We start from the raw sequence: 20,288 nt of genomic DNA on the forward strand, positions 1-20,288 counted from the left end.
TACGTACGGGCTTATACGTATATACGTGTCAATCCCTGCTTATATTAAAGCGGATACCCGCATAAATTTTCCGTCCATGCACCGGTCCCCACACCATAGATCCATCGAAGTTATCCCCTCTGGGATTGCTGGCATCGATAATCGGATTCGGTTGTTTGTAATTAAACAGGTTCTCCGCTCCCACGTAAATAGACCATTGACGGAAATATTTCGTAATCTGCGCATTCACAACCGTATAAGCCTTAAAATTCGGCTCCCATAACGGATTAGACGCATCCGGTGTCGGCATACGACCGCCTCCATTAAACTGGCCGGTCAAATCAAACTGCCATTTTTTCAACGGGGTTTGATAAGAAGCGGTCAATAAACCTTTATAATCACTAACCAACGGCTTTTTCAATCGATGCGCCACACCCTCCTCATTCCGGTAATCGGTCTTCGCGTCCGTATAACGATAAGCGGCCGTTAACGTAAATCCCCGGAAAAAAGGATAGGAAGCCTCCACTTGGAAGCTATTCGAATAGGAACGCCCATCCAGATTGTAGAAACGAACCGCATGAGGATCACTATCCATATCCACCACGATTTGCTTCAAGAAATCGGTATAATACCATTCCCCGCTCAAGCTCAGTTCCTTCCCGAACAAAGGTATATAAAATGACAGATTCAGACCGGTATTCCACGCTTCTTCTTGATCCAGATTGTCGGCGATATACATTTTTCGACTACTGGATAACAAAAAGTTGTTCTCTGCCAGCACATTCGCTGTCCGGAATCCTTTACCTGCCGAAGCCCGGATATGGAACCAGTCAAAAGGATTATATTTAATATGTACACGAGGGGTTACAAAGAAATCATACAACGTACTATAATCCGCACGTACACCCGCCAATAAGATCAGTTTATCATTCAGATTGAACGTATATTGGGCATAAGCTCCCGGCACGACTTCCGTACGGTCATAGGCATGACGGACCGACTCTCCTCCCGCATATTGAACCAGATTCTCGTCGAAACCATCATAGTTCATACTTAATCCGGTACTCAAGCTATGCATCGGCGTAAACTCCTTTTCATACAGCAAACTGGCATATACATTATTCTGATATACATTATAGGGCGTACGGTCATATCTTGATTTTTGCTCATGATAAGAACCGGAAAGTATCAATGCCACGCTCTCTACCTTTTCCTTATCGATAATATAGGCCTGCTTCGTAAATAATTCGGCCCGGTTCGTATTTAAATGAATCCGATACGGGTCGGTGAAATCATGGTGTTTCGTATCCTGCCCACCGGTACGGCTCTCATGCAGATAGCGAACTCCGTATTGAGCCACGTATTTATCCAATTTATGATACCAACGATTCATTACGTTCACCTGTTCCCTTAGCGGCGTATCGAGAAAACCATCGTCATTACCGTCATGTTGCATTTTATCATTCGAGTAGTGTACCAATAAAGCGGTAGAGAGCTTGTCGTTGATATGCCAAGAAGCATCCGCATTCCCTTCATAACGTCCGGCATCACTAGCGAACACATTAGCAGAGAAAATATCCGCCGTAGGGGGCTTCTTGAATTCCACGTTGATTTGTCCGGCCAACGCCTCATACCCATTCTTAACCGAAGAGGTTCCTTTAGACACCTGAATACTTTCCATCCAAGCTCCCGGAACATAATCCAGCCCATATAAGGAAGCGGCCCCCCGGAAATTCGGGTAATTCTCGGTCAACATTTGTACGTAGGTTCCCGCCAATCCCAACAGCTTAATTTGCCGGGCACCTGTAGCCGCATCCGAGTACGATACATCGACAGACGGATTTGTCTCAAAGCTCTCCGCCAGATTACAGCAGGCCGCACGGCAAATCTCATCGTACGTAATTTTCTGAGTTTGCAATACGCTCGTACGGGAAGCGATGGTTCCCATCTTGCGCTCACTAACCACGACCTCATCCAAGGCGATCTCACCTTTTAAGAAAATCTGCATAGCATCGTCCTTCTCATCCACAGGGGTGACCTCAGTCATATAACCGATATAGCTAACCACCAGATTCTTGGAGTCACCTTTTCGTTCTAACTCGAAATTTCCATCCACATCGGACGTGGTTCCATTTTGGGTTCCTTCCCAATATACATTTGCACCGATAATAGGTTGTTTGTTTTCATCACATACACGTCCTTTCACTTTCTTGCCGGAATCCTCGGCCCAAGTCAAAGTAAAAGTCAAACAGGGCAGTAAAAATATCAGATATAATTGTCTTAACATGATAGTTGTTATTTGATTGAATCGTTAAATACAGTTTCCGCAGGGATAGAGCATCCCCTACCTTAAAAAACCAAAGGGTATTCAGCGAGCAGCTTCCACCCTCACGAATACAATCAAATCAAAAGCGTAGTCAATAAAGAAAGGTACACACGAGGACAGGCTACGGGAGGACCTGTCACCCTAATCTCATAGGAATCAGCAAATAAGGAAGCGATTTGTAAACTCTCGAAAATAGAGGAGAAGAGCAAATCATGTACGACTGGTTGCAGATCCGGTACTTGTATATTTACAGAATTCCAATCAAAATCAACCCGTTCAATGCCACAGCCGTTCATGCCACAACACTCCACCGTATTATTCGCAAGATTATCACGACTATGATCATGTCCATGAATCTCACAGCACTTAGCTTCCAATAAAGCCTCCACTCCCTCTTTCTCGCAAACGCCACAACAATAAGATACGAAATTAACCCCCGCTCCCCCATAAAAGATTAAGGAAGCAAGAATTACAAGAAACAAGGATGTGGCAAATCGTCTCATATGCCGCAAAAATAAGCAAAAAAACTCGAAATCAAAATACCCCCTTTACTTGATAAATTTAGACAGGTAATAATAGGTATCCGGAGAAGGTTCACTCTCTATCCGGTAACGGGTGGAAGCCGTTACAGAAAATGTATACCCACGTTCAGACTCTACATCGATAGGAAGAAAAAGCTCGTTGCCATAAATATTTGTAGCTAATATGGATTTTGCCGAAGCCGTATCGATCGAATCTGTCAATGAATAATAAACGGTATAAGTTAAGTCCTGCTTTTCCGACACAGGTTTCTCCCAAGTTAAGTGCAACTCATCGTCCAAACGTTCCACTTTGATCCCCTCCGGTGCGGCAGGTACCGAATCATTCAGCCAAGTCAATGGAGGCAATTGGGCCGGATATTTATAGTAATTGTCTCTCAACTCTTTATAGAGTCCCTTATCATTATACAGGACATTTCCACAACGAAAGAACGCACAGCCGGCTCCTCCGTAATAACGGCTATAATCGATCTGGTCCGTTATATCATTCACGGCCCAGTCCGCCTCACTCTTGTCCATCCGATAAGCTCCCAAGCCGGGTACGACCAAACGCCCGTTACAATTATCCACCCAATTATCCACGAAAGGAAAGAAATTCTTATGCAGGTAATACATCATCGGAACAATCATATCTTGTTTACCTTGTTGCATCCATATCTTCGGGTCTTGGAAGACACTTTCGTAAGCGGTCCAACCCGCGTTAGGTACCCGTTCAATACGATTATATTTCCCGAGTGGCGAACTGCTCACCTGTACCCAAGGTTTCGTTTGCTTTACCCAATCGTAAATACGGTAAACCATCCGGTTGATATTCTCCCTACGCCAGTCTGCCAGAGACTTTTTCTTACCGGATCTATTATACAGCGCTTTATCCGGGAATGTTTTCGCCTCTTCGGGATAGCGGATATAATCAAAATGGATGCCATCTATATCGTAGCCATTCACGATCTCCTTGACTAAGGATAAGATATAATCAGCGGTCTCCGGTACGCCGGGGTCCAAATACCACTCCCCATTATGCCGTTTGCAGAGTTTTGGTTTCTTTTTAACCACGGAAAGCTTTCCTTGCTCCTTCACGCTTTTTTCCGTTCCCAACGGGAAAGTCACGAACCACGCATGACATTCCATTCCCCGCTTATGGCATTCATCAACGACAAAAGCGAGTGGATCATATCCCGGTAATTCTCCATACTTACCGGAGAATGTCTTACTGACTGGTTCGATAGCCGAACGATACATCACGTCTCCCCTCAAGCGAGCCTGAATGAAGACCATATTAAAATTCGCTTCTTGAAGCCGGTCCAAGATATCAAGCAATGCCTGTTGCTGGGCTTTTCGTCCCGCCTCGGTAGTAGCCGGTTTATGAGGCCAATCCAGACCATAAACCGTAGTCAACCAAACCGCACGAATTTCCTTTTTGGGAGGCTCTACCGCTTGTAACAGACAAAAAACGGGTAAAGCCAGCGACAGGATAAGCAACAGACAAAACTTTCTCATCTTTATAATGCCTTATTGAGCCCGCGAATGTAGTATTTTTTGAGTCTCTTCCGGTAAATCAGTCGTAATAAAATCGACTCCCAGATCGATCATCTCTTCCATTAATTTAGGGTCATCTACGGTCCAGACATTCGAAGTCATGCCTAGGACTTTACAATCCTTCACCCAATCCGGATGAGATTGCAAGACTTTATAATGGTAGTCTAATCCTGTAAAACCAAGCTCTTTCAATTCCATCGGGGATAATTCTCCATTCAGATAAGAAACCTCAGATTTCGGACATAGACGGATAAATTCTTTACAAGCATCCATATTAAAAGATATGTAATCCGTACGTTTCGCTAATTTCATACGCTTCACCATTTGCACAGATAACCTTGCCGCATCTCGATTACGTTCCGGGGTATCATGGGATTTCAATTCAAATATTAACCGGATATTCTTCAATTTCTTCGCACGTTTCAAATATTGTTCCAAAGTAGGGAGCTTTTCGCCGTTACTCAATTGTAGATCCTTCAATTCATCGTATGTACAAGATTGGATATGTTTTCCTTGGATATCATTATCGTGGTAGACAACCAACACATTGTCTGCTGTAAGATGCACGTCGAATTCCGAGCCATAGGCACCAATTTCGCTAGCACGTTCCAAAGAGCGGATAGAGTTCTGGGCAGAGCCCTCCGTTTTCCAATACCCCCGATGGGCTATCACTTTCGTATTATCCTTTGCCGCTACCATTCCTGCCATCATCAGGCAAAGTAGCAAAAGAAGAGTAGATTTTAAATTCATGGTAAACTTGTATTTCAAGGCAAGAGGACAGTGTGTCATAATTTATGATATGGCACACCCTCCTCCCACGGATTATTTTCCGATCTCTGATAAATAACGTTCGGCCTCAATAGCTGCCTTACAACCACTTCCCGCAGCGGTAATAGCTTGACGATAATGGGGATCAGCGACATCTCCGGCGGCAAATACACCCGGAACTTTCGTGCGGGGAGTTCCCGGAACCGTCACAATATAACCAACCTCATCCGTATCTATCCATGGCTTGAAGATATCCGAATTAGGTTTATGGCCAATCGCCAAGAAGAAACCATCGATGGCGATATCCACTTTCTCCTCATCCGGCTCTCCCATACGTTTTACCAAATGAGCACCCTCCACGCCATTCTCTCCAAACAAACCTAAGGTATTATGCTCGAAAAGTACCGTGATATTCGGAGTCTTGAAGACACGTTCTTGCATTACTTTTGAAGCACGCAAATAGGGTTTACGCACGATCAAGTAAACCTGCTTCGCCAAACCAGCCAAGTAAATCGCTTCCTCACAGGCCGTATCTCCACCACCCACTACCGCTACCGTCTTTTTACGATAGAAGAAACCATCGCAAGTAGCGCAAGCGGATACACCCATACCCGCATATTTATGCTCATCCGGAAGACCCAGATACTTCGCGGAAGCACCCGTAGCGATAATCAAAGTCTCCGTCTCGATCACTTTCTCACCATCAATCGTAATTTTATAAGGAGCCTCACCCAAATCAGCGGCGGTAGCGATACCGAAACGGATATCCGCACCAAAACGGACGGCTTGTTTTTTTAAATCTTCCATTAACTCAGGACCGGTTATACCGTCCGGATATCCCGGGAAATTCTCCACCTCCGTAGTTGTTGTTAATTGTCCCCCCGGCTGTATTCCTTCATAAAGCACCGGAGATAAATTTGCACGGGAAGCATAAATCGCTGCCGTATAACCTGCTGGACCCGAGCCTATAATAAGGCAACGTACTTTCTCATTCACTGAATCGCTCATAGTATCTAAGTATTAATTATCAATTTTCAATTCTCTATTATCGAAGGTCTATCACCTCTACGTCCGGATAATCCCCTTCGTTAAAAACAAAAAAACGATCCGGTTGGTTTATACCTGTTTTCAATTGGCTGATCTGGATCGTACTGCTAACGCCGTTTTTAGAAGTAACCGTGATACGAGCCGGGAAATTTGAATATTTCTCGATTTGCAACTCCACTTTCACGATATCCCCTTTTTTCTTCGGTGTCAATTCCACATCGTAAGCGGCTTTTCCGTTCGGTGCCGTACTCTCGCCTTTATATGTTGCCGTGAATCCTTTCTTATAACTATTTAATAAAAGAGCAGGATTCGTAAATTGTAACTCCTCTCCCGTAGGATTCGTCACGTTCACCTCATCGTTCCGTTCCACATACGTCCATTGCGTCGTACCATTAAACCAAGTAAGCGCATCCGGCGTGACTAATGTAAACTTATCACCTTTCATCTGGATGGTTCCCTCAAAACTCTCTCCCGCATTTTGACCGGCAGAACGGGTAAACATCGTAAAAGAAGCGCTTATCCCGTTCGAATTCTCATAAGCAGCAGCAGCCTTCCCCAAGATATCATTCGCGTTCTGGGCATGCGCCCCCACTCCTAACCCCAACAGGAAACACAAGAATAATCCGACAAACGCGATACACCGCCACACTCTTATTTTATGTTCTCTTCTCATATTTATTTCAAAGCATTTAATACTTGCTCCAACGAATACTCATCTTGCACCAATACTTGACGGGCCTTACTTCCCTCAAACGGGCCAACAATACCGGCAGCCTCCAATTGATCCATCAAACGTCCGGCACGATTATAACCGATAGCGAATTTACGCTGGATCAAAGAAGTAGAACCTTGTTGCTGAATCACGATCAAGCGAGCCGCCTCGTCAAATAAGGGGTCTCGATCTGATAAATCGACAGCTCCCGAAGTCGATGCCTCTCCCCCTTCCGGTACATAGTCCGGAAGCAGATAAGCGGTTTGGAAGCCAGCCTGCTCACCGATATAATCCACGATATCCTCCACCTCGGGCGTATCTACGAAAGCGCACTGCACACGAACCGGCTCTTGTCCCGCCACGACAATCAACATATCGCCCCGTCCGATCAAACGGTTAGCGCCCGGAGCATCCAGAATCGTACGTGAATCGATCATAGAAGCAACCTTAAAGGCAATACGGCTCGGAAAGTTACTCTTGATCGTACCGGTAATCACCTTTGTATCCGGGCGTTGCGTAGCCAAGATCATATGGATACCTACCGCACGGGCCTTCGCCGCAATACGAGAGATAGGCAACTCGATCTCACGTCCGGCCACTGCGATCAAGTCGGCAAACTCATCCACTACCGCCACGATATAGGGTAAGAAGCGATGTCCCTTCTGCGGGTTCAACCGCCGTTCGATAAACTTAGCGTTGTATTCCTTTATATTACGAACATTCGCGTTCACCAGTAAACGGTACCGGTCTTCCATCTCGATCACCAACGAGTTCAATGTAGCGACAGCGTCAGCTGGCTCCGTAACGATCGGCTTCTCCGCATTCGGAAGTTTCGCCAGATAATGACGTTCTATCTTGGAATAGATACTAAACTCAACCATTTTCGGGTCTACCATCACGAATTTCAACTCCGATGGATGCTTCTTATATAATAAGGAAGTGATGATCGCATTTAGACCGACAGACTTACCTTGTCCCGTAGCACCGGCTACCAATAGATGCGGTGTCTTACAAAGATCGAACATGAACACCTCGTTCGTAATCGTCTTACCCATCGCCACAGGCAACTCATACTTACCCTCAATGAATCGGCGTGAAGCGATAACAGATTGCATCGATACCGTCTGAGGATTCTTATTCGGCACCTCGATACCGATCGTTCCTTTTCCGGGCATCGGGGCGATAATACGGATCTGCAAAGCGGATAAACTCAAGGCGATATCATCCTCCAAGTTCTTGATCTTAGAAATACGGACACCCGCCTCGGGTACAATCTCATAAAGCGTAACCGTAGGTCCGACTGTCGCTTTGATCGAAGCGATCTTTATATTGAAATCTTCCAAGGCTTGCTTGATCAAGCGTTGGTTTTCCGCCAATTCGTCCCGATTGATCTCCATGCTCCCACTATCATACGCTTTCAGCAAGTCCAAGGTAGGGAATACATAACGGGAAAGATCCAAACGGGGATCATACGTACCCAAGGCCGAGGCATCGTAGGTCTCATCATTACCGGCGGCAACTTCCACCGTAAATCCGGCATCCTCCTCATCCTCTGACTCCGGGGTATTTATCTCATCTGTTTTTTCGTTTATCGGATCGTCGTCACCTTGAGCGATCGTAACTACTAAATCATCAGCAACAGCGACCTCTTCGTTCTTATATTCCGGTACTGTTTTACGGTTTTCTTTCCCTTCGGCTTTCAACAATTCAGCCTCCGTATCGAACTCCTCATACTCATCCATTTCCGGTTGTTCATCCGGTTGCTCTACGACAGGCTTAGAGCGAGGAATTACATTATCCTCCTTTTCCGTCTGATCGACATCTACCTCGCCTTCACGTTTCAAACGATCTTTCACCCAACCTAAAGAAAATACGCGCTGTAAGAACGGGATTGTCTTCTTACTGGTAAAAATAGCGATGATTAAGAATGAGCCTAATAAAAGCAAGATCGTACCGGGGATTCCGATATTGGTAATAAACATCTCCGAGATGTAATATCCGTGTTGACCGCCTAGATAAATAAACGTATCCTCATATCCCTTGATAAATATAAAAGCAAAAAACACAGATCCCCAGATCAACGCCGAAGCGCTAAACAAAAAACGCCTCAACAAGGATACTTTATTTAAGTTCATGAGTTTCGCCCCAACCGATCCCAAGAAAAAGAGGATCATAAAAGAAGAGATACCGAACCAACGATTCATCAACAGATCAGACAAATACGCCCCGCGTACACCCGTCCAATTCTCTACCGATCCTCGATTGATCAATAAATCACCTAAAGGAACATTCTCTATTTTGCTTTGATCGGCAGCTCCTGTAAAGAAAAACGAAATCAAGGCAAGCCCTACATAAATGGTTAGTATAGAGATAATCAAACCTGTAATGAAACGGGTCCGTTCATTTGTAAAAAAAGTCTTCAAGGCTGCGAACCAGCTCGGCTCTGTATGATTTTGCTTCGTTGTTGTTGTCTTCTTTGCCATAAATAGTTTCTCAATAATTCTTTTATAACACGCAAATGTACATAGAAAAATCGAGTCTGACGAACCTTTGAAAAAAAGACGTACGTGTTTTCTGAAAAACATGTACATGTTTTCGCGGAAACACGTACATGTTTTTAGGGATAGATTTTAACGGCATTAAATAGATCTGTGCATCTCATGCCCTTCCACATAGATCGCACTTTGAGGACGAGACGGACAAAGATGCTCGCAAGCACCACAACCAATACAAGTTTCCGTATTGATCACCGGGATCTTTAACGACTTTGGATCTGCCGGATCTTTCGCCACCATCTGGATCGATTTTGTCGGGCAATGGCGTTCACAATTACCACAACTCATACCGTCCGTATTGACAATACAAAGATCTCTTACCCATACGGCATGACCGATCTGTATAGCAGATTTATCTTCTTTCGTAATAGGTTTGATCGCTCCCGTCGGGCAAACCTCCGAACATTTCACACATTCCGGACGGCAATACCCTCTATCGAATGCCATCTTCGGCTGCATCAGTTTCATCAGATCCGTAGACGGGCGCAGGACATGATTCTCGCAGACAGATACACAAAGCTGACACCCCGTGCAATGTTGCGCCAGATTCCCGATACTCAAAGCTCCGGGAGGAACCAATGGTGCCAAACGATTCGGCTCTTTACGTTCTTTAATCGGCGCAAAGCCTCCGTCTTTCTTCATCTCCACATAATCCTCCAGTTTTTTCTGCTGAGCATGCAAAACGGAAGACATGGCTACCAATGCCGTAGCCGACAAGGCTCGACGGCGGGAAACATCCGTAGTGTCCTTCGTTAAGGATTCTTTTACCGAAGTAGCTTTATCAGCCTTGCGTGCCCTCGTATACAAAATCGCGCCTTGACGGCAATTATCCAAACAGTCCATACAAGTCACGCAACGGCTATAATCGATCGCATGATTCTTAGAGTCGATGCAAGAAGCCTTGCATTTACGTGCGCATAATCCGCAACCATTACATTTATCGGTATCAATACGAGGTTTAAGTAAAGCATACTTCGACAAAAAACCGAGAACCGTACCTACCGGACAGATCGTATTACAATATGTACGTCCATTTCTCCAAGCTAAAATCGCCAATATGACAAAGCTCAGAATAGCGATTCCCATCGTAGCCAGACTACGCACCCATACGTCCACCGAATAGAAAGCGTAACTATCCATACGTTCCGCAAAATAGGCCAATAGATTGTTGCCCTCTTGATAGATTGGCGCAAATAAATTAGAAGCGATACGCCCATAAGCGCTATAAGGCGAAATCAACGCTACCAAGGAACCGACACCAGCAATACAAGCCACTATAAAAACAACCAAGGTACCATAACGTACCCACTTCAATGCGGGAGAATAGGAAAAGCGGTATTTCTTCCGTTTACTAGCAAACCACGAAATAATATCTTGCAATACCCCTAAAGGGCAGATAACGGAGCAATATACACGCCCCAATAAAAGAGTCAAGATTACCAACCCTACCACAACACCGACATTCAAAGCCAACAACGCAGGCCAAAACTGTATCTTTGCCAACCATCCGAACCAAGCGTGAATCGTACCCGTGAAATCAAGAAATAACAGGGTTATCAGCACAAAGCAAAAGGTGGCGGCGAATATTCTTATTTTTCGTAACATAATTTTCCGTTTGTTTAAAGGTTAACCATTCACTTTCAACTCTTCCACGAATTTATCGATACGCTGCATCTCTTTGGGGATATCGATACCCTGCGGACAATGAGGATTACATTGCTCACACCCTGTACAATGGTTCGCTTGACGCAACTTTGGGACACTCCGGTCATAACCGACTAAGAAGGCACGACGAGCTTTTGCGTAATTTTCGTCTTGCACGCTTTTCGGAACATTTCCTTCGTTCACACATTTATTATAATGTAAAAGAATGCCCGGAATATCCAACGCATATGGACAAGGCATACAATATTTGCAATCATTGCAAGGTATTGTCGGATATTTCATCATAAGCTGGGCCGTCTCTTCCAAAAAGTCTTTCTCCTCGTCCGTTACCGGAATAAGCGGGGAATAAGTACGGATATTATCTTGCAAATGCTCCATATACGTCATGCCGCTTAACACCGTCAAGACCCCATCCGGAGAGCCGGCGAAACGAAAAGCCCATGAAGCCACGCTATTCTCAGGCCGTTGCTGTTTCAAACGAGCAACGATATGATCCGGAACATTCGATAAGCGACCTCCTAATAGCGGTTCCATGATAACCGCCGGAATACCTCGCTTCTCTAATTCGCCATACAGATAATCAGCGTTTACGTTACGCCCCGAGGCATGTTTCCAGTCCAGATAATTCAGCTGGATCTGAACGAAATCCCATTTCACGCCCATATCCAACACATAATCAAACACTTTTACATCCCCATGAAAAGACCAACCTAGGTTACGGATACGTCCCGCTTCCCGTTCTTTCACCAAGAAATCAAGCATTCCATTATTTATATAGCGGTCATTGAAAAGCTCGATACCATTCCCCCCACCGATAGAGTGAAGCAAATAATAATCCAGATAATCGGTTTGCAAATCACGGAACGACTGCCGATACATCGCCAACGAGTTTTCTCTCGTATAGTTCTGGAAGTTTGACAGTTTAGTGGCCAAATAATAGGAGTTCCTAGGATGGCGTGCCAATGCGATACCGGTCGCTTTCTCGGACATACCTTGTACATAAACAGGAGAAGTATCAAAGTAATTCACCCCATGTTCTATCGCATAATCCACTAAACGATTCACGGCTTCTTGATCAATCTGGTCTTTACCGTCCGATCCTTGTTTCAAGGGCCAACGCATACAACCATATCCTAAAATAGAAACCTTATCGCCATTCGTAGGATGTTGGCGATAGGTCATTTTATCGGTAGGAACCTCACCTAACGCCACAGCCGCCCCCGGCTCATTCTTGGGAGCGCAACCGTAAAGCGCCGCCGAAGAGGCGACAGCCCCACCCCCAAATACCTTCAAGAATTTACGGCGATTCATCTCTTGAGGGTTCTCATTCTTTCCACATGAACTCATAACTCGATCGGTTTTTTTATCCTAATTAGTATATCCAACATTAGTCTATCATTAACATTCCTTCTATTAATTGCACAAAAATAATAAAACAGGAAATATATAGGAGAGCAATCCCCGACTAAAAAGAATATTCGGAACTTTATCACGAAAAAAACGGATTTTTGTTGTATTTTTGCGAATTGTTATCAAGAATGATTAGACGAACAGGCACATGGAAAAAGAAGAAAATCCGATATACGAGCGCAACACGCTAGAATTTGTTACGGTAGCACTGGAATATTGTACCTTTGTTGAGACCGCCGGAAATACCGGGCTTTTCGACTTCGTAGATAAGGCGACAAAACTCCTGCCTCTATTATACTTAAAGGCCAGCCTGTTGCCCGAAGTGGAATCTGAAGAGGAAACCGAACTCGAGCTTTCCGTTTCAGAAGACATGTACGAGTCGGTTCGTTCACGGATAGCCGGTTTGCTTGGCGAACGAGATTCCTATTTGGAAACATTTCATGCAGATATGCGGTATAGCGATACTCCTATCGCAGCGTTTATTTCCGAGAACTTGGCTGATGTCTATCAAGATACAGGAAATTTCGTATCTTTATTCCGTCAAGGAAACGAGGAAGTTATGCAAGAGGCTATCGCTTTGTGCCGCACGAACTTCCAAGAATACTGGGGACAGCAATTATTGAATGCCTTGAAAGCGTTGCACGCTGTGCGTTACAGTGGTGATGAGGATTTGGAAAAGAATGAAGAGGAAGAATGATACAACAATTTATACATACAATTGCTAAAGAGGAAATAGCGAAACTTACCGTAGAGGAATTCAAGGGACGTATCATTACGATCCTTAGTAAAGAGGAGGCAGACAAGGCCGTAGAGTACTTGCTGCGTTTTCCGATCGTCGGTTTTGACACGGAGACCCGTCCCAGCTTTAAGAAGGGACAGCGTTACAAGATCTCATTGATGCAGATATCAACGGATGATACTTGTTTCTTGTTCCGCTTGAATCATATCGGTATACCGGAATCTCTGGAGAAATTCCTGAAAAGCAGTTCGACCTTAAAGATCGGGTTATCTTTACGGGATGATTTCGGGGCGATACGGAAGCGTTCGGATATAGAACCCGCCAATTTCCTTGATTTACAGAATTACGTAGGCCAGTTCGGCATCGAGGATGCCAGCCTGCAAAAGATATATGCGATACTTTTCCAAAAAAAGATATCAAAAGGACAACGCCTCACGAATTGGGAGGCGGATGTATTGACAGACTCACAAAAGAAATATGCGGCCCTCGATGCTTGGGCCTGCCTAAGAATATATAATTTATTGAATCAAGCATAAATGGAGTATTGTAAAGTTTTTCTCAAGCCTAAGAAAGAAGAATCGCTATTGCGTTTCCATCCATGGGTATTTTCCGGAGCGATCCAATCTGTTGAAGGCGCCCCGGAAGAGGGTGACTTGGTAGAGGTATACGGAGCGAACCAGCGTTTTTTGGCGATCGGCCATTACCAAATCGGCAGTATCGCCGTACGTGTGTTATCTTTCAGCCCAATCGCCATCAACGATGCTTTTTGGGTTGAACGTATCCGTATCGCTTACGAACTCAGAAAGACCTTGCGGCTGGCTGGGGTAGAAAATAATAATACGTTCCGCCTGATTCACGGTGAAGGCGATAACTTACCGGGATTGGTGATCGATATGTATGCGCATACGGCGGTTATGCAAGCACATTCGGTAGGAATGCATTATGCCCGTCATCAGATCGCGGAGGCTTTGAAAGCGGTATTGGGCGATACTTTACAAAACATCTACTATAAATCGGAAGCGACTTTACCTTATAAAGCGAATTTAGGTAGCGAAGATGGTTACTTATTCGGAGGCGAAGTGGAAGATATCGCTATAGAAAACGGACTGAAATTCTGTGTAGACTGGCAGAAAGGCCAAAAGACAGGTTTCTTCGTGGATCAACGGGAGAATCGCTCTTTGTTAGAGCATTACGCAAAAGATCGCTCCGTATTGAATATGTTCTGTTATACGGGCGGTTTCTCTTTCTATGCGATGAGAGGAGGCGCTAAGGTGGTTCATTCCGTAGATAGTTCGGCGAAAGCGATTTCTTTGACGAAAAAGAATGTCGAGTTGAATTTCCCGGGAGATCCCCGTCATGAGGCATATGCGGAAGACGCGTTTAAGTATTTGGAAAAAATGGGAAGTAATTATGATTTAATCATATTGGACCCTCCTGCGTTCGCTAAACATAAGAATGTACTACGTAACGCCTTACAAGGGTATCGCAAATTAAACGCGATCGCTTTCGAGAAGATCAAGCCGGGAGGAATCTTGTTTACCTTCTCTTGCTCACAGGTTGTCAGCAAGGAAAACTTCCGTTTAGCTGTATTTAGCGCCGCCGCCCAATCCGGCCGTAGCGTTCGTATCTTGCATCAATTAACCCAACCCGCAGACCATCCGGTGAATATCTACCATCCGGAAGGTGAATACTTAAAGGGATTGGTATTGTATATAGAGTAAAATAGATATTAAGGGTGAGAAATTGAAAATTATTTTCACCCTTAATTTATTGTCTCTAAATCCATTTTCATTTGCCGAATTATTTTCAAAAGAGAAATTAAGTCTTTATTCACAACCGCAAAGATCTCTTCCTCATCAATACGATGATACTCATGAGCTATAATATCCCTTAATCCCATAATAGCAGTCCAAGGTATATCTGTATATTTTATTAAATAACTATGATTAGTTTTATTATCAATAGTCTTGACACTTTCTCCAATAAAAACCAACTGCATACAGATGCCACTTAAAATGAACATACCATCTTGACTCAAAAGGAAATCATCCGGACAATTTATCTCCCCCGATTTACTCTGTATTAAGAGAATCGAATTTTCTATTCGATCTAACAATGAGCCAATCCGTACCTTATCAAACATAAATCAAATCATTTTCGATATTTTGTCCAAATACACTATCAACAAGTTGTTTGCGAAGACGAATGATATCGACTCTACATCCAAACAAAGACTCTAACTCTTGTTTCATTCGGCTACGTAATAATAGATTAGCTTCCCCTTCGTAAGCAATATCTACGTCACTCTCCTCTGTTTGTTCATTTCGCACGACTGAACCAAAAAGGGCCATACGAACAATGCCATAATCTTTAGCCTTATTTTGAAAATAGCCACGTAGCAATTCTATACACTCTTTTTGCGATCTCATAGACAAACGTTTTACTTTTTACACAAAGAAAAATAAAATCTTCCTATATTCCAAATTATTACATAATTGATAAATACAATCCAAATCTACTAATATCCCGGATTCTGTATCAAATTAGGATTCAAGGAACGGACTTTATCGGGAATTGGGAAAACGGTGGTATAGCCATTCGATTCATCGGGTAATTGAGGGCGATCCGTATAAGGGCGGGTAAACTTTCCAAAACGCACCAAATCCTGCCTCCTCCAGCCTTCCCAAGCCAATTCCAGTTGACGCTCAGCCAAAATATTTTCTAATGTCGCCTTACGAGGTAACATTCCCACACGGAAACGAACGGCATTCAACTCTTCATCCCCATTCTCTCCATTACGAACTTTCGCTTCCGATCTCATTAACAAGACATCCGCATAACGGAATAATACGATATCATTATCCGATAGCTTTCCATCTTTCGTCCCCATCTTATCGATCTCGTATTTCTTCATGCGGGCACCCGCCGTTTTCTCGGCAGGCAACCTAGACAAATCCAACCTAACCTCTAGAGGTAAATACACCAAAGGAGTCCCATTATCTAACCGAATCGTATCACCATTGAGGTCAAACATCGTATCGGCGTAATAATTCTCATAAAACCGGGTATCGACCGAGTCCGTCCCATACGCAAATACCCGAAGGGCCTCTATCGTAGCGCAAGAGCCATTCTCTCCCCCCAATCCATATGCTTTGGCATGATTATAGTGACGGGAGCGGAAAAGATATTGCATTTGGTTCGTATATAAGTTCTTATCCATCGGAATCGTGAAAATATTCTCTCCGGACGATTCATTAAATACAGAAAAATTATCCGCATAGTTCGGAGATAAGCTATAGTTTAAGTCCGTTATTGAATCACAGTACGCCACAACCGTTTGCCAAGCGTTCAACTTCCTCTCGCCTACCCTAAAATAGATTTCCCGTCCATTCGGACGCAGACCATCCGTCCAGTCGTTATCCGTAAACACTTCTGCGTTTAAGGCCAACTTCGCCAATAAAAAATAAACAACCGGTCTCGTAATCCTTCCATAATAATCGCCGGGCGAATTACTATGCGCCGTACTCAATAACAAAAGGGATTCTTGTAATTCTTTTACAACAAAATCAAAGACCTCTTTCCGGTCACTCTGCCGCACGTCTTTCACCGGAATGGAAGAAGAAACGATAAGAGGGACACGGCCAAACATATCGACTAAATAATAATAATACATCGCACGCAAGGCACGAACCTCCGCCTCATACCGATCTAAATCGTTATAATCCGTTTTTTGCCGCAACTCGCCTAATATCTCTAAAGATTGATTGCTTAATACGATTACTTTATACAGATATTCCCAAGTAGCTTGGATAGCGTCACTATTCGTTCCCCACTTATGCAAGAAGAGACCTTGCCAGAAACCACCGTCATACCAGTCGCCGCCACGAGTCGGGAGCATGGCCTCGTCAGTCGTAAAGGTATTCAAGTCGTAGACACCCCGGTACGTTCCCTGCAATCCTTGGCTATCGCTATAACCGCCGATATAATTATATAAGGAAGCAACCGTATTCAGATAGACATTCTGAGGGGTATCGTACGCATCCTCCGGATAAAGCTGATCACGAGGGTCCTCTTTCAGATAGCCATCGCACGACGATAACATCAAACCCGCAAATATATAGGATAAAATAGAAAGCTTTCTCATACGAACACCTTTTTAAAAATTAAAACTCAACCCCATCGTATAGGAACGAACCACCGGATAAGATCGCTTATCGTCTATACCTAACGTATTATTTACGATAGAGCTATTTATCATCGGAGTCAATCCTGAATAACCTGTAATTGTCGCCAAATTATTTACGGAAACCGAAAGCCGTACGTTTCTTACATATTTCCTTAAATTACCAAGAGGCACGTTCCAACCCAACGTCAAATAATCAAAATTGATATAATCCCCTTTCTCCAACCAATAATCCGTAGCCGTCTGATCTTGGATATTCCGGGATGGGGCTTCTCGCAACACGTTATAATCCGGGAATATATCCATATTCATATAAGTTAGCGATGTTCCATTATAAATCTTATGCCCAAAGGCTCCGTTAATCTGTACTGATAGATCGAATTGTTTATACCGGAAACTGATATTAGAGCCTAAAAGTGTTTTCGGCATGGCTTGTCCCGCAATATAACGATCCTCACCATCCTCCAAACTCACCCCGTTCCCGTTCAAGTCCTCAATCTCATACTTATAGCCGCCATTCCCATCGGAAACCAAACCTGTACATTTCGGTAAATAAAAAATACCCAAAGGCTGTCCGACCATTTGATAAACGATATGATTATACCCTCCATGGAAACCAGCCCCATTTAAATCCGAGATGCTGGTATATTCCGGGGCGGACATATATTCCCCTTTATAGTAACCGCTCAAGGAGAGCAATTTATTCCGTTGGAAAGTTACGTTTACGTTTATATTCAATTCCATATCTTTCGTACGCAAGGGCGTGACGCCAATACCCAATTCCACGCCACTATTTCGCATCGATCCCAGATTCGCCAACATTTTATTATAAGCGAAAGGCGGAACGCTTACATCGTATAAATACAACATATCATCCGTCTTGGAATTATAATAATCTACGGCAAGAATAAAACGATTGTCGAAAAACCCGGCATCGATACCGGCATTGAACGTACGTTTCACCTCCCATTTCAAGTCCGGATTCGCATTACGGATCGTACCCAAGGTAACGGTGGGCGCACCATTTACGGAAACAACCCCATTAGGCTTCATCAATCGCAAAGAATTGTAAGAATCGATCGCGTCTTGATTACCGGATAGGCCATATCCCGAACGAATCTTTAAATTCCTTACCCACGAGACACCTTCCATAAACTCCTCTTCGGTCAACACCCAAGCGACAGAAGCCGAAGGGAAAAAACCCCATTTATTATTGGCCCCCACTTTCGAAGAGGCATCCGCTCGGGCATTCACGGTAGCGATATACTTTCCATCATAAATATAATTCACACGTCCAAGGAAAGAAGCCAGATGAGGAGCCTCATAGTAAGAACCGGTCCCCTCCCATAAACGTACCGCACCTGCCTGTAAATTATCATAACCAAAACGATCGGTACTGAAATTCGTCGCAGTCGTATAAAAACCTCTCGTTATCATTTTCTGAGCTTCCGCCAATCCCAATACATTTAGCTGATGCAAACCAAAGTCTTTTTTATAGGCCAACATGAAATCTCCCAATAAAGATTCTGTTTTCCGCTCCCCCCGATAAGCCTGCCCATGTGCCCAAACCGAAGTAGGGAGGTATTGGGCGTTATCTACCACATTATAGGTATACGAACCGAAAGCCGTAAACATTAAATGCTTACTCAAGTTAAAAACCAGTTTTAAGTGCGTATTTATATGAGCATTCGAATCATCATCCTTCACCTCCAACCAAGCCAAAGGATTCGTGATCTGGCTAGCGTTAGTTATTTGATCCCAGCTACCCGTCTCCATATTCTTATGATTCGGAAATGTCGGGTTGAAAGTAGCGGCGGAATAGAACATCTTCTGTACGTCATTTAAATAAGCATTTTTTAGCAAGGAACCAAATATGCCTAAATCAAAGACCAGAAGATCATTGAACGCATGCTGCGTAATATTCAACTTGGTCGTAAAATTACGTGAGTTCGTATTTCGGATAACCCCTTCCCTTTCCACAAATCCCAAGGAGGCACGATAACTGGAAGTCTCCGAACCACCCCCAAAAGCGATATGATGATTCTGCACCAACCCCAACCGGGTGACCTCATCCTGAAAGTCCGTATTATTCCCTAAATCTAAAATACCGATATTACGTTCCTCCGCCAGTTTCCGGAAACCATTCGCCGATAACATATCCAAACTTTTATAAGCCGCCTCCACACCGAAACTCCCATCATAACTGATACTAAAAGCTCCCTGCCGCCCTTTCTTTGTCGTTACCTCGATAACACCGGAAGCACCACGAGAACCATATTGAGCAGTCTCAGAGGCATCTTTCAAGATCGTGAAGTTCTCGATATCCGCCGGATAGATCGAGCTAAGCAAATTAAGATCGGCAAAAACCCCATCAATAATCACCAACGGATCATTACCTCCCGTCAAGGAAGTTGTACCCCGGACCCGGACGGCAGCCAAGGCAGCGGCGCTATTTCCTCCAACCGGGATACTAACGCCGGACACCCTTCCCCTAAGAGCGTCCAAGGGTGTAGAGATCAATCCCTCATTCATCCCTCCTTCATTCACCCGATTTACGGAACCGGATAAAGTACTACGATTGCCCGTAGCATATCCGACAGTGATCAACTCATCTATCAAATTGGAGTCCGACAAGAGAGGCTTGATCGTATCCGGCAGAAGCGGTAGCTCCTGACCGTAGCCGTAAGAGAAAGACAAGGCCCCGCAGAGAAACAAAAACAGGACTTTTCGGATATATATAAGAACTTTCATAAGTACGTTGGATTTAAGATTAATAACCCATGTAAATAAAACTTCCCTCGGTTAAGTTTTGTTCGCACCCAAGATACA

At 44.1% G+C, this 20,288-nt stretch carries 16 protein-coding genes; 3 read left to right on the plus strand and 13 right to left on the minus strand.

Going from position 1 to position 20,288, the window contains the following annotated elements:
* Positions 1–28 precede the first annotated feature (28 nt).
* The 9 genes from ACYIA1_RS08755 to ACYIA1_RS08795 form a co-directional block, all read right to left on the minus strand.
* A complete protein-coding gene (locus ACYIA1_RS08755; protein WP_121961074.1) occupies positions 29–2,266 on the minus strand; it encodes a TonB-dependent receptor plug domain-containing protein in 2,238 nt (745 codons plus the stop codon).
* 113 nt (positions 2,267–2,379) lie between these two features.
* The gene (locus ACYIA1_RS08760) at positions 2,380–2,808 is read right to left on the minus strand and encodes a hypothetical protein (protein ID WP_008771636.1); all 429 of its coding nucleotides are present in this window, start codon (positions 2,806–2,808) and stop codon (positions 2,380–2,382) included.
* Positions 2,809–2,853: 45 nt separating this feature from the next.
* Positions 2,854–4,341 (minus strand): glycoside hydrolase family 10-like protein, encoded by a 1,488-nt coding sequence (locus tag ACYIA1_RS08765; protein ID WP_057329385.1) that lies wholly within the window; start codon positions 4,339–4,341, stop codon positions 2,854–2,856.
* Positions 4,342–4,353: 12 nt separating this feature from the next.
* Positions 4,354–5,130, minus strand: a complete 777-nt coding sequence (locus ACYIA1_RS08770) for a glycerophosphodiester phosphodiesterase (protein WP_008780879.1) — start codon at positions 5,128–5,130, stop codon at positions 4,354–4,356.
* Positions 5,131–5,202: 72 nt separating this feature from the next.
* A complete protein-coding gene (trxB, locus tag ACYIA1_RS08775) occupies positions 5,203–6,156 on the minus strand; it encodes a thioredoxin-disulfide reductase (RefSeq protein ID WP_480335043.1) in 954 nt (317 codons plus the stop codon).
* 37 nt (positions 6,157–6,193) lie between these two features.
* A complete protein-coding gene (gene lolA1, locus ACYIA1_RS08780; RefSeq protein ID WP_121961075.1) occupies positions 6,194–6,868 on the minus strand; it encodes an outer membrane lipoprotein periplasmic chaperone LolA1 in 675 nt (224 codons plus the stop codon).
* A 2-nt stretch (positions 6,869–6,870) separates the two neighbouring features.
* A complete protein-coding gene (locus tag ACYIA1_RS08785) occupies positions 6,871–9,390 on the minus strand; it encodes a DNA translocase FtsK (RefSeq protein ID WP_121961076.1) in 2,520 nt (839 codons plus the stop codon).
* A gap of 156 nt (positions 9,391–9,546) precedes the next feature.
* On the minus strand, positions 9,547–11,067 hold the full coding sequence (locus tag ACYIA1_RS08790; protein WP_480335045.1) for a 4Fe-4S dicluster domain-containing protein: 1,521 nt from the start codon (positions 11,065–11,067) through the stop codon (positions 9,547–9,549).
* Positions 11,068–11,088: 21 nt separating this feature from the next.
* A complete protein-coding gene (locus tag ACYIA1_RS08795; protein ID WP_009017539.1) occupies positions 11,089–12,474 on the minus strand; it encodes an aldo/keto reductase in 1,386 nt (461 codons plus the stop codon).
* Positions 12,475–12,685: 211 nt separating this feature from the next.
* Between ACYIA1_RS08795 and ACYIA1_RS08800 the strand changes: the two genes are divergently transcribed.
* The 3 genes from ACYIA1_RS08800 to ACYIA1_RS08810 are packed head-to-tail and all read left to right on the plus strand — an operon-like array spanning position 12,686 to position 14,997.
* Positions 12,686–13,234 (plus strand): DUF5063 domain-containing protein, encoded by a 549-nt coding sequence (locus tag ACYIA1_RS08800; RefSeq protein ID WP_005865156.1) that lies wholly within the window; start codon positions 12,686–12,688, stop codon positions 13,232–13,234.
* Positions 13,231–13,812, plus strand: a complete 582-nt coding sequence (locus ACYIA1_RS08805) for a 3'-5' exonuclease (RefSeq protein ID WP_005855416.1) — start codon at positions 13,231–13,233, stop codon at positions 13,810–13,812. Before ACYIA1_RS08800 ends, ACYIA1_RS08805 begins: the two co-directional genes overlap by 4 nt.
* On the plus strand, positions 13,813–14,997 hold the full coding sequence (locus ACYIA1_RS08810) for a class I SAM-dependent rRNA methyltransferase (RefSeq protein ID WP_480335048.1): 1,185 nt from the start codon (positions 13,813–13,815) through the stop codon (positions 14,995–14,997).
* Between the two features lie 41 nt (positions 14,998–15,038).
* On the opposite strand, the gene ACYIA1_RS08815 is transcribed toward ACYIA1_RS08810, so the two are convergent.
* The 4 genes from ACYIA1_RS08815 to ACYIA1_RS08830 form a co-directional block, all read right to left on the minus strand.
* The gene (locus ACYIA1_RS08815; RefSeq protein ID WP_170104864.1) at positions 15,039–15,419 is read right to left on the minus strand and encodes a HepT-like ribonuclease domain-containing protein; all 381 of its coding nucleotides are present in this window, start codon (positions 15,417–15,419) and stop codon (positions 15,039–15,041) included.
* Positions 15,412–15,705, minus strand: coding sequence for a nucleotidyltransferase family protein (locus ACYIA1_RS08820; RefSeq protein ID WP_048927716.1), 294 nt, complete (start codon positions 15,703–15,705; stop codon positions 15,412–15,414). Before ACYIA1_RS08820 ends, ACYIA1_RS08815 begins: the two co-directional genes overlap by 8 nt.
* 89 nt (positions 15,706–15,794) lie before the next feature.
* Positions 15,795–17,420: a RagB/SusD family nutrient uptake outer membrane protein gene (locus ACYIA1_RS08825; RefSeq protein ID WP_480335051.1), complete on the minus strand. Its 1,626-nt coding sequence runs from the start codon at positions 17,418–17,420 to the stop codon at positions 15,795–15,797.
* Positions 17,421–17,432: 12 nt separating this feature from the next.
* Positions 17,433–20,210, minus strand: coding sequence for a SusC/RagA family TonB-linked outer membrane protein (locus ACYIA1_RS08830; RefSeq protein ID WP_480335053.1), 2,778 nt, complete (start codon positions 20,208–20,210; stop codon positions 17,433–17,435).
* Between the last annotated feature and the right edge of the window lie 78 nt (positions 20,211–20,288).

It is taken from the genome of Parabacteroides sp. KHUB-02 (assembly GCF_056640955.1).

What these genes read in the sequence shown, in the direction of transcription:
- ACYIA1_RS08755 (WP_121961074.1), bottom strand. Translation starts at nt 2,266, where the DNA reads ATGTTAAGACAATTATATCTGATATTTTTACTGCCCTGTTTGACTTTT.
- ACYIA1_RS08760 (WP_008771636.1), bottom strand. Translation starts at nt 2,808, where the DNA reads ATGAGACGATTTGCCACATCCTTGTTTCTTGTAATTCTTGCTTCCTTA.
- ACYIA1_RS08765 (WP_057329385.1), bottom strand. Translation starts at nt 4,341, where the DNA reads ATGAGAAAGTTTTGTCTGTTGCTTATCCTGTCGCTGGCTTTACCCGTT.
- ACYIA1_RS08770 (WP_008780879.1), bottom strand. Translation starts at nt 5,130, where the DNA reads ATGAATTTAAAATCTACTCTTCTTTTGCTACTTTGCCTGATGATGGCA.
- trxB (WP_480335043.1), bottom strand. Translation starts at nt 6,156, where the DNA reads ATGAGCGATTCAGTGAATGAGAAAGTACGTTGCCTTATTATAGGCTCG.
- lolA1 (WP_121961075.1), bottom strand. Translation starts at nt 6,868, where the DNA reads ATGAGAAGAGAACATAAAATAAGAGTGTGGCGGTGTATCGCGTTTGTC.
- ACYIA1_RS08785 (WP_121961076.1), bottom strand. Translation starts at nt 9,390, where the DNA reads ATGGCAAAGAAGACAACAACAACGAAGCAAAATCATACAGAGCCGAGC.
- ACYIA1_RS08790 (WP_480335045.1), bottom strand. Translation starts at nt 11,067, where the DNA reads ATGTTACGAAAAATAAGAATATTCGCCGCCACCTTTTGCTTTGTGCTG.
- ACYIA1_RS08795 (WP_009017539.1), bottom strand. Translation starts at nt 12,474, where the DNA reads ATGAGTTCATGTGGAAAGAATGAGAACCCTCAAGAGATGAATCGCCGT.
- ACYIA1_RS08800 (WP_005865156.1), top strand. Translation starts at nt 12,686, where the DNA reads ATGGAAAAAGAAGAAAATCCGATATACGAGCGCAACACGCTAGAATTT.
- ACYIA1_RS08805 (WP_005855416.1), top strand. Translation starts at nt 13,231, where the DNA reads ATGATACAACAATTTATACATACAATTGCTAAAGAGGAAATAGCGAAA.
- ACYIA1_RS08810 (WP_480335048.1), top strand. Translation starts at nt 13,813, where the DNA reads ATGGAGTATTGTAAAGTTTTTCTCAAGCCTAAGAAAGAAGAATCGCTA.
- ACYIA1_RS08815 (WP_170104864.1), bottom strand. Translation starts at nt 15,419, where the DNA reads ATGTTTGATAAGGTACGGATTGGCTCATTGTTAGATCGAATAGAAAAT.
- ACYIA1_RS08820 (WP_048927716.1), bottom strand. Translation starts at nt 15,705, where the DNA reads ATGAGATCGCAAAAAGAGTGTATAGAATTGCTACGTGGCTATTTTCAA.
- ACYIA1_RS08825 (WP_480335051.1), bottom strand. Translation starts at nt 17,420, where the DNA reads ATGAGAAAGCTTTCTATTTTATCCTATATATTTGCGGGTTTGATGTTA.
- ACYIA1_RS08830 (WP_480335053.1), bottom strand. Translation starts at nt 20,210, where the DNA reads ATGAAAGTTCTTATATATATCCGAAAAGTCCTGTTTTTGTTTCTCTGC.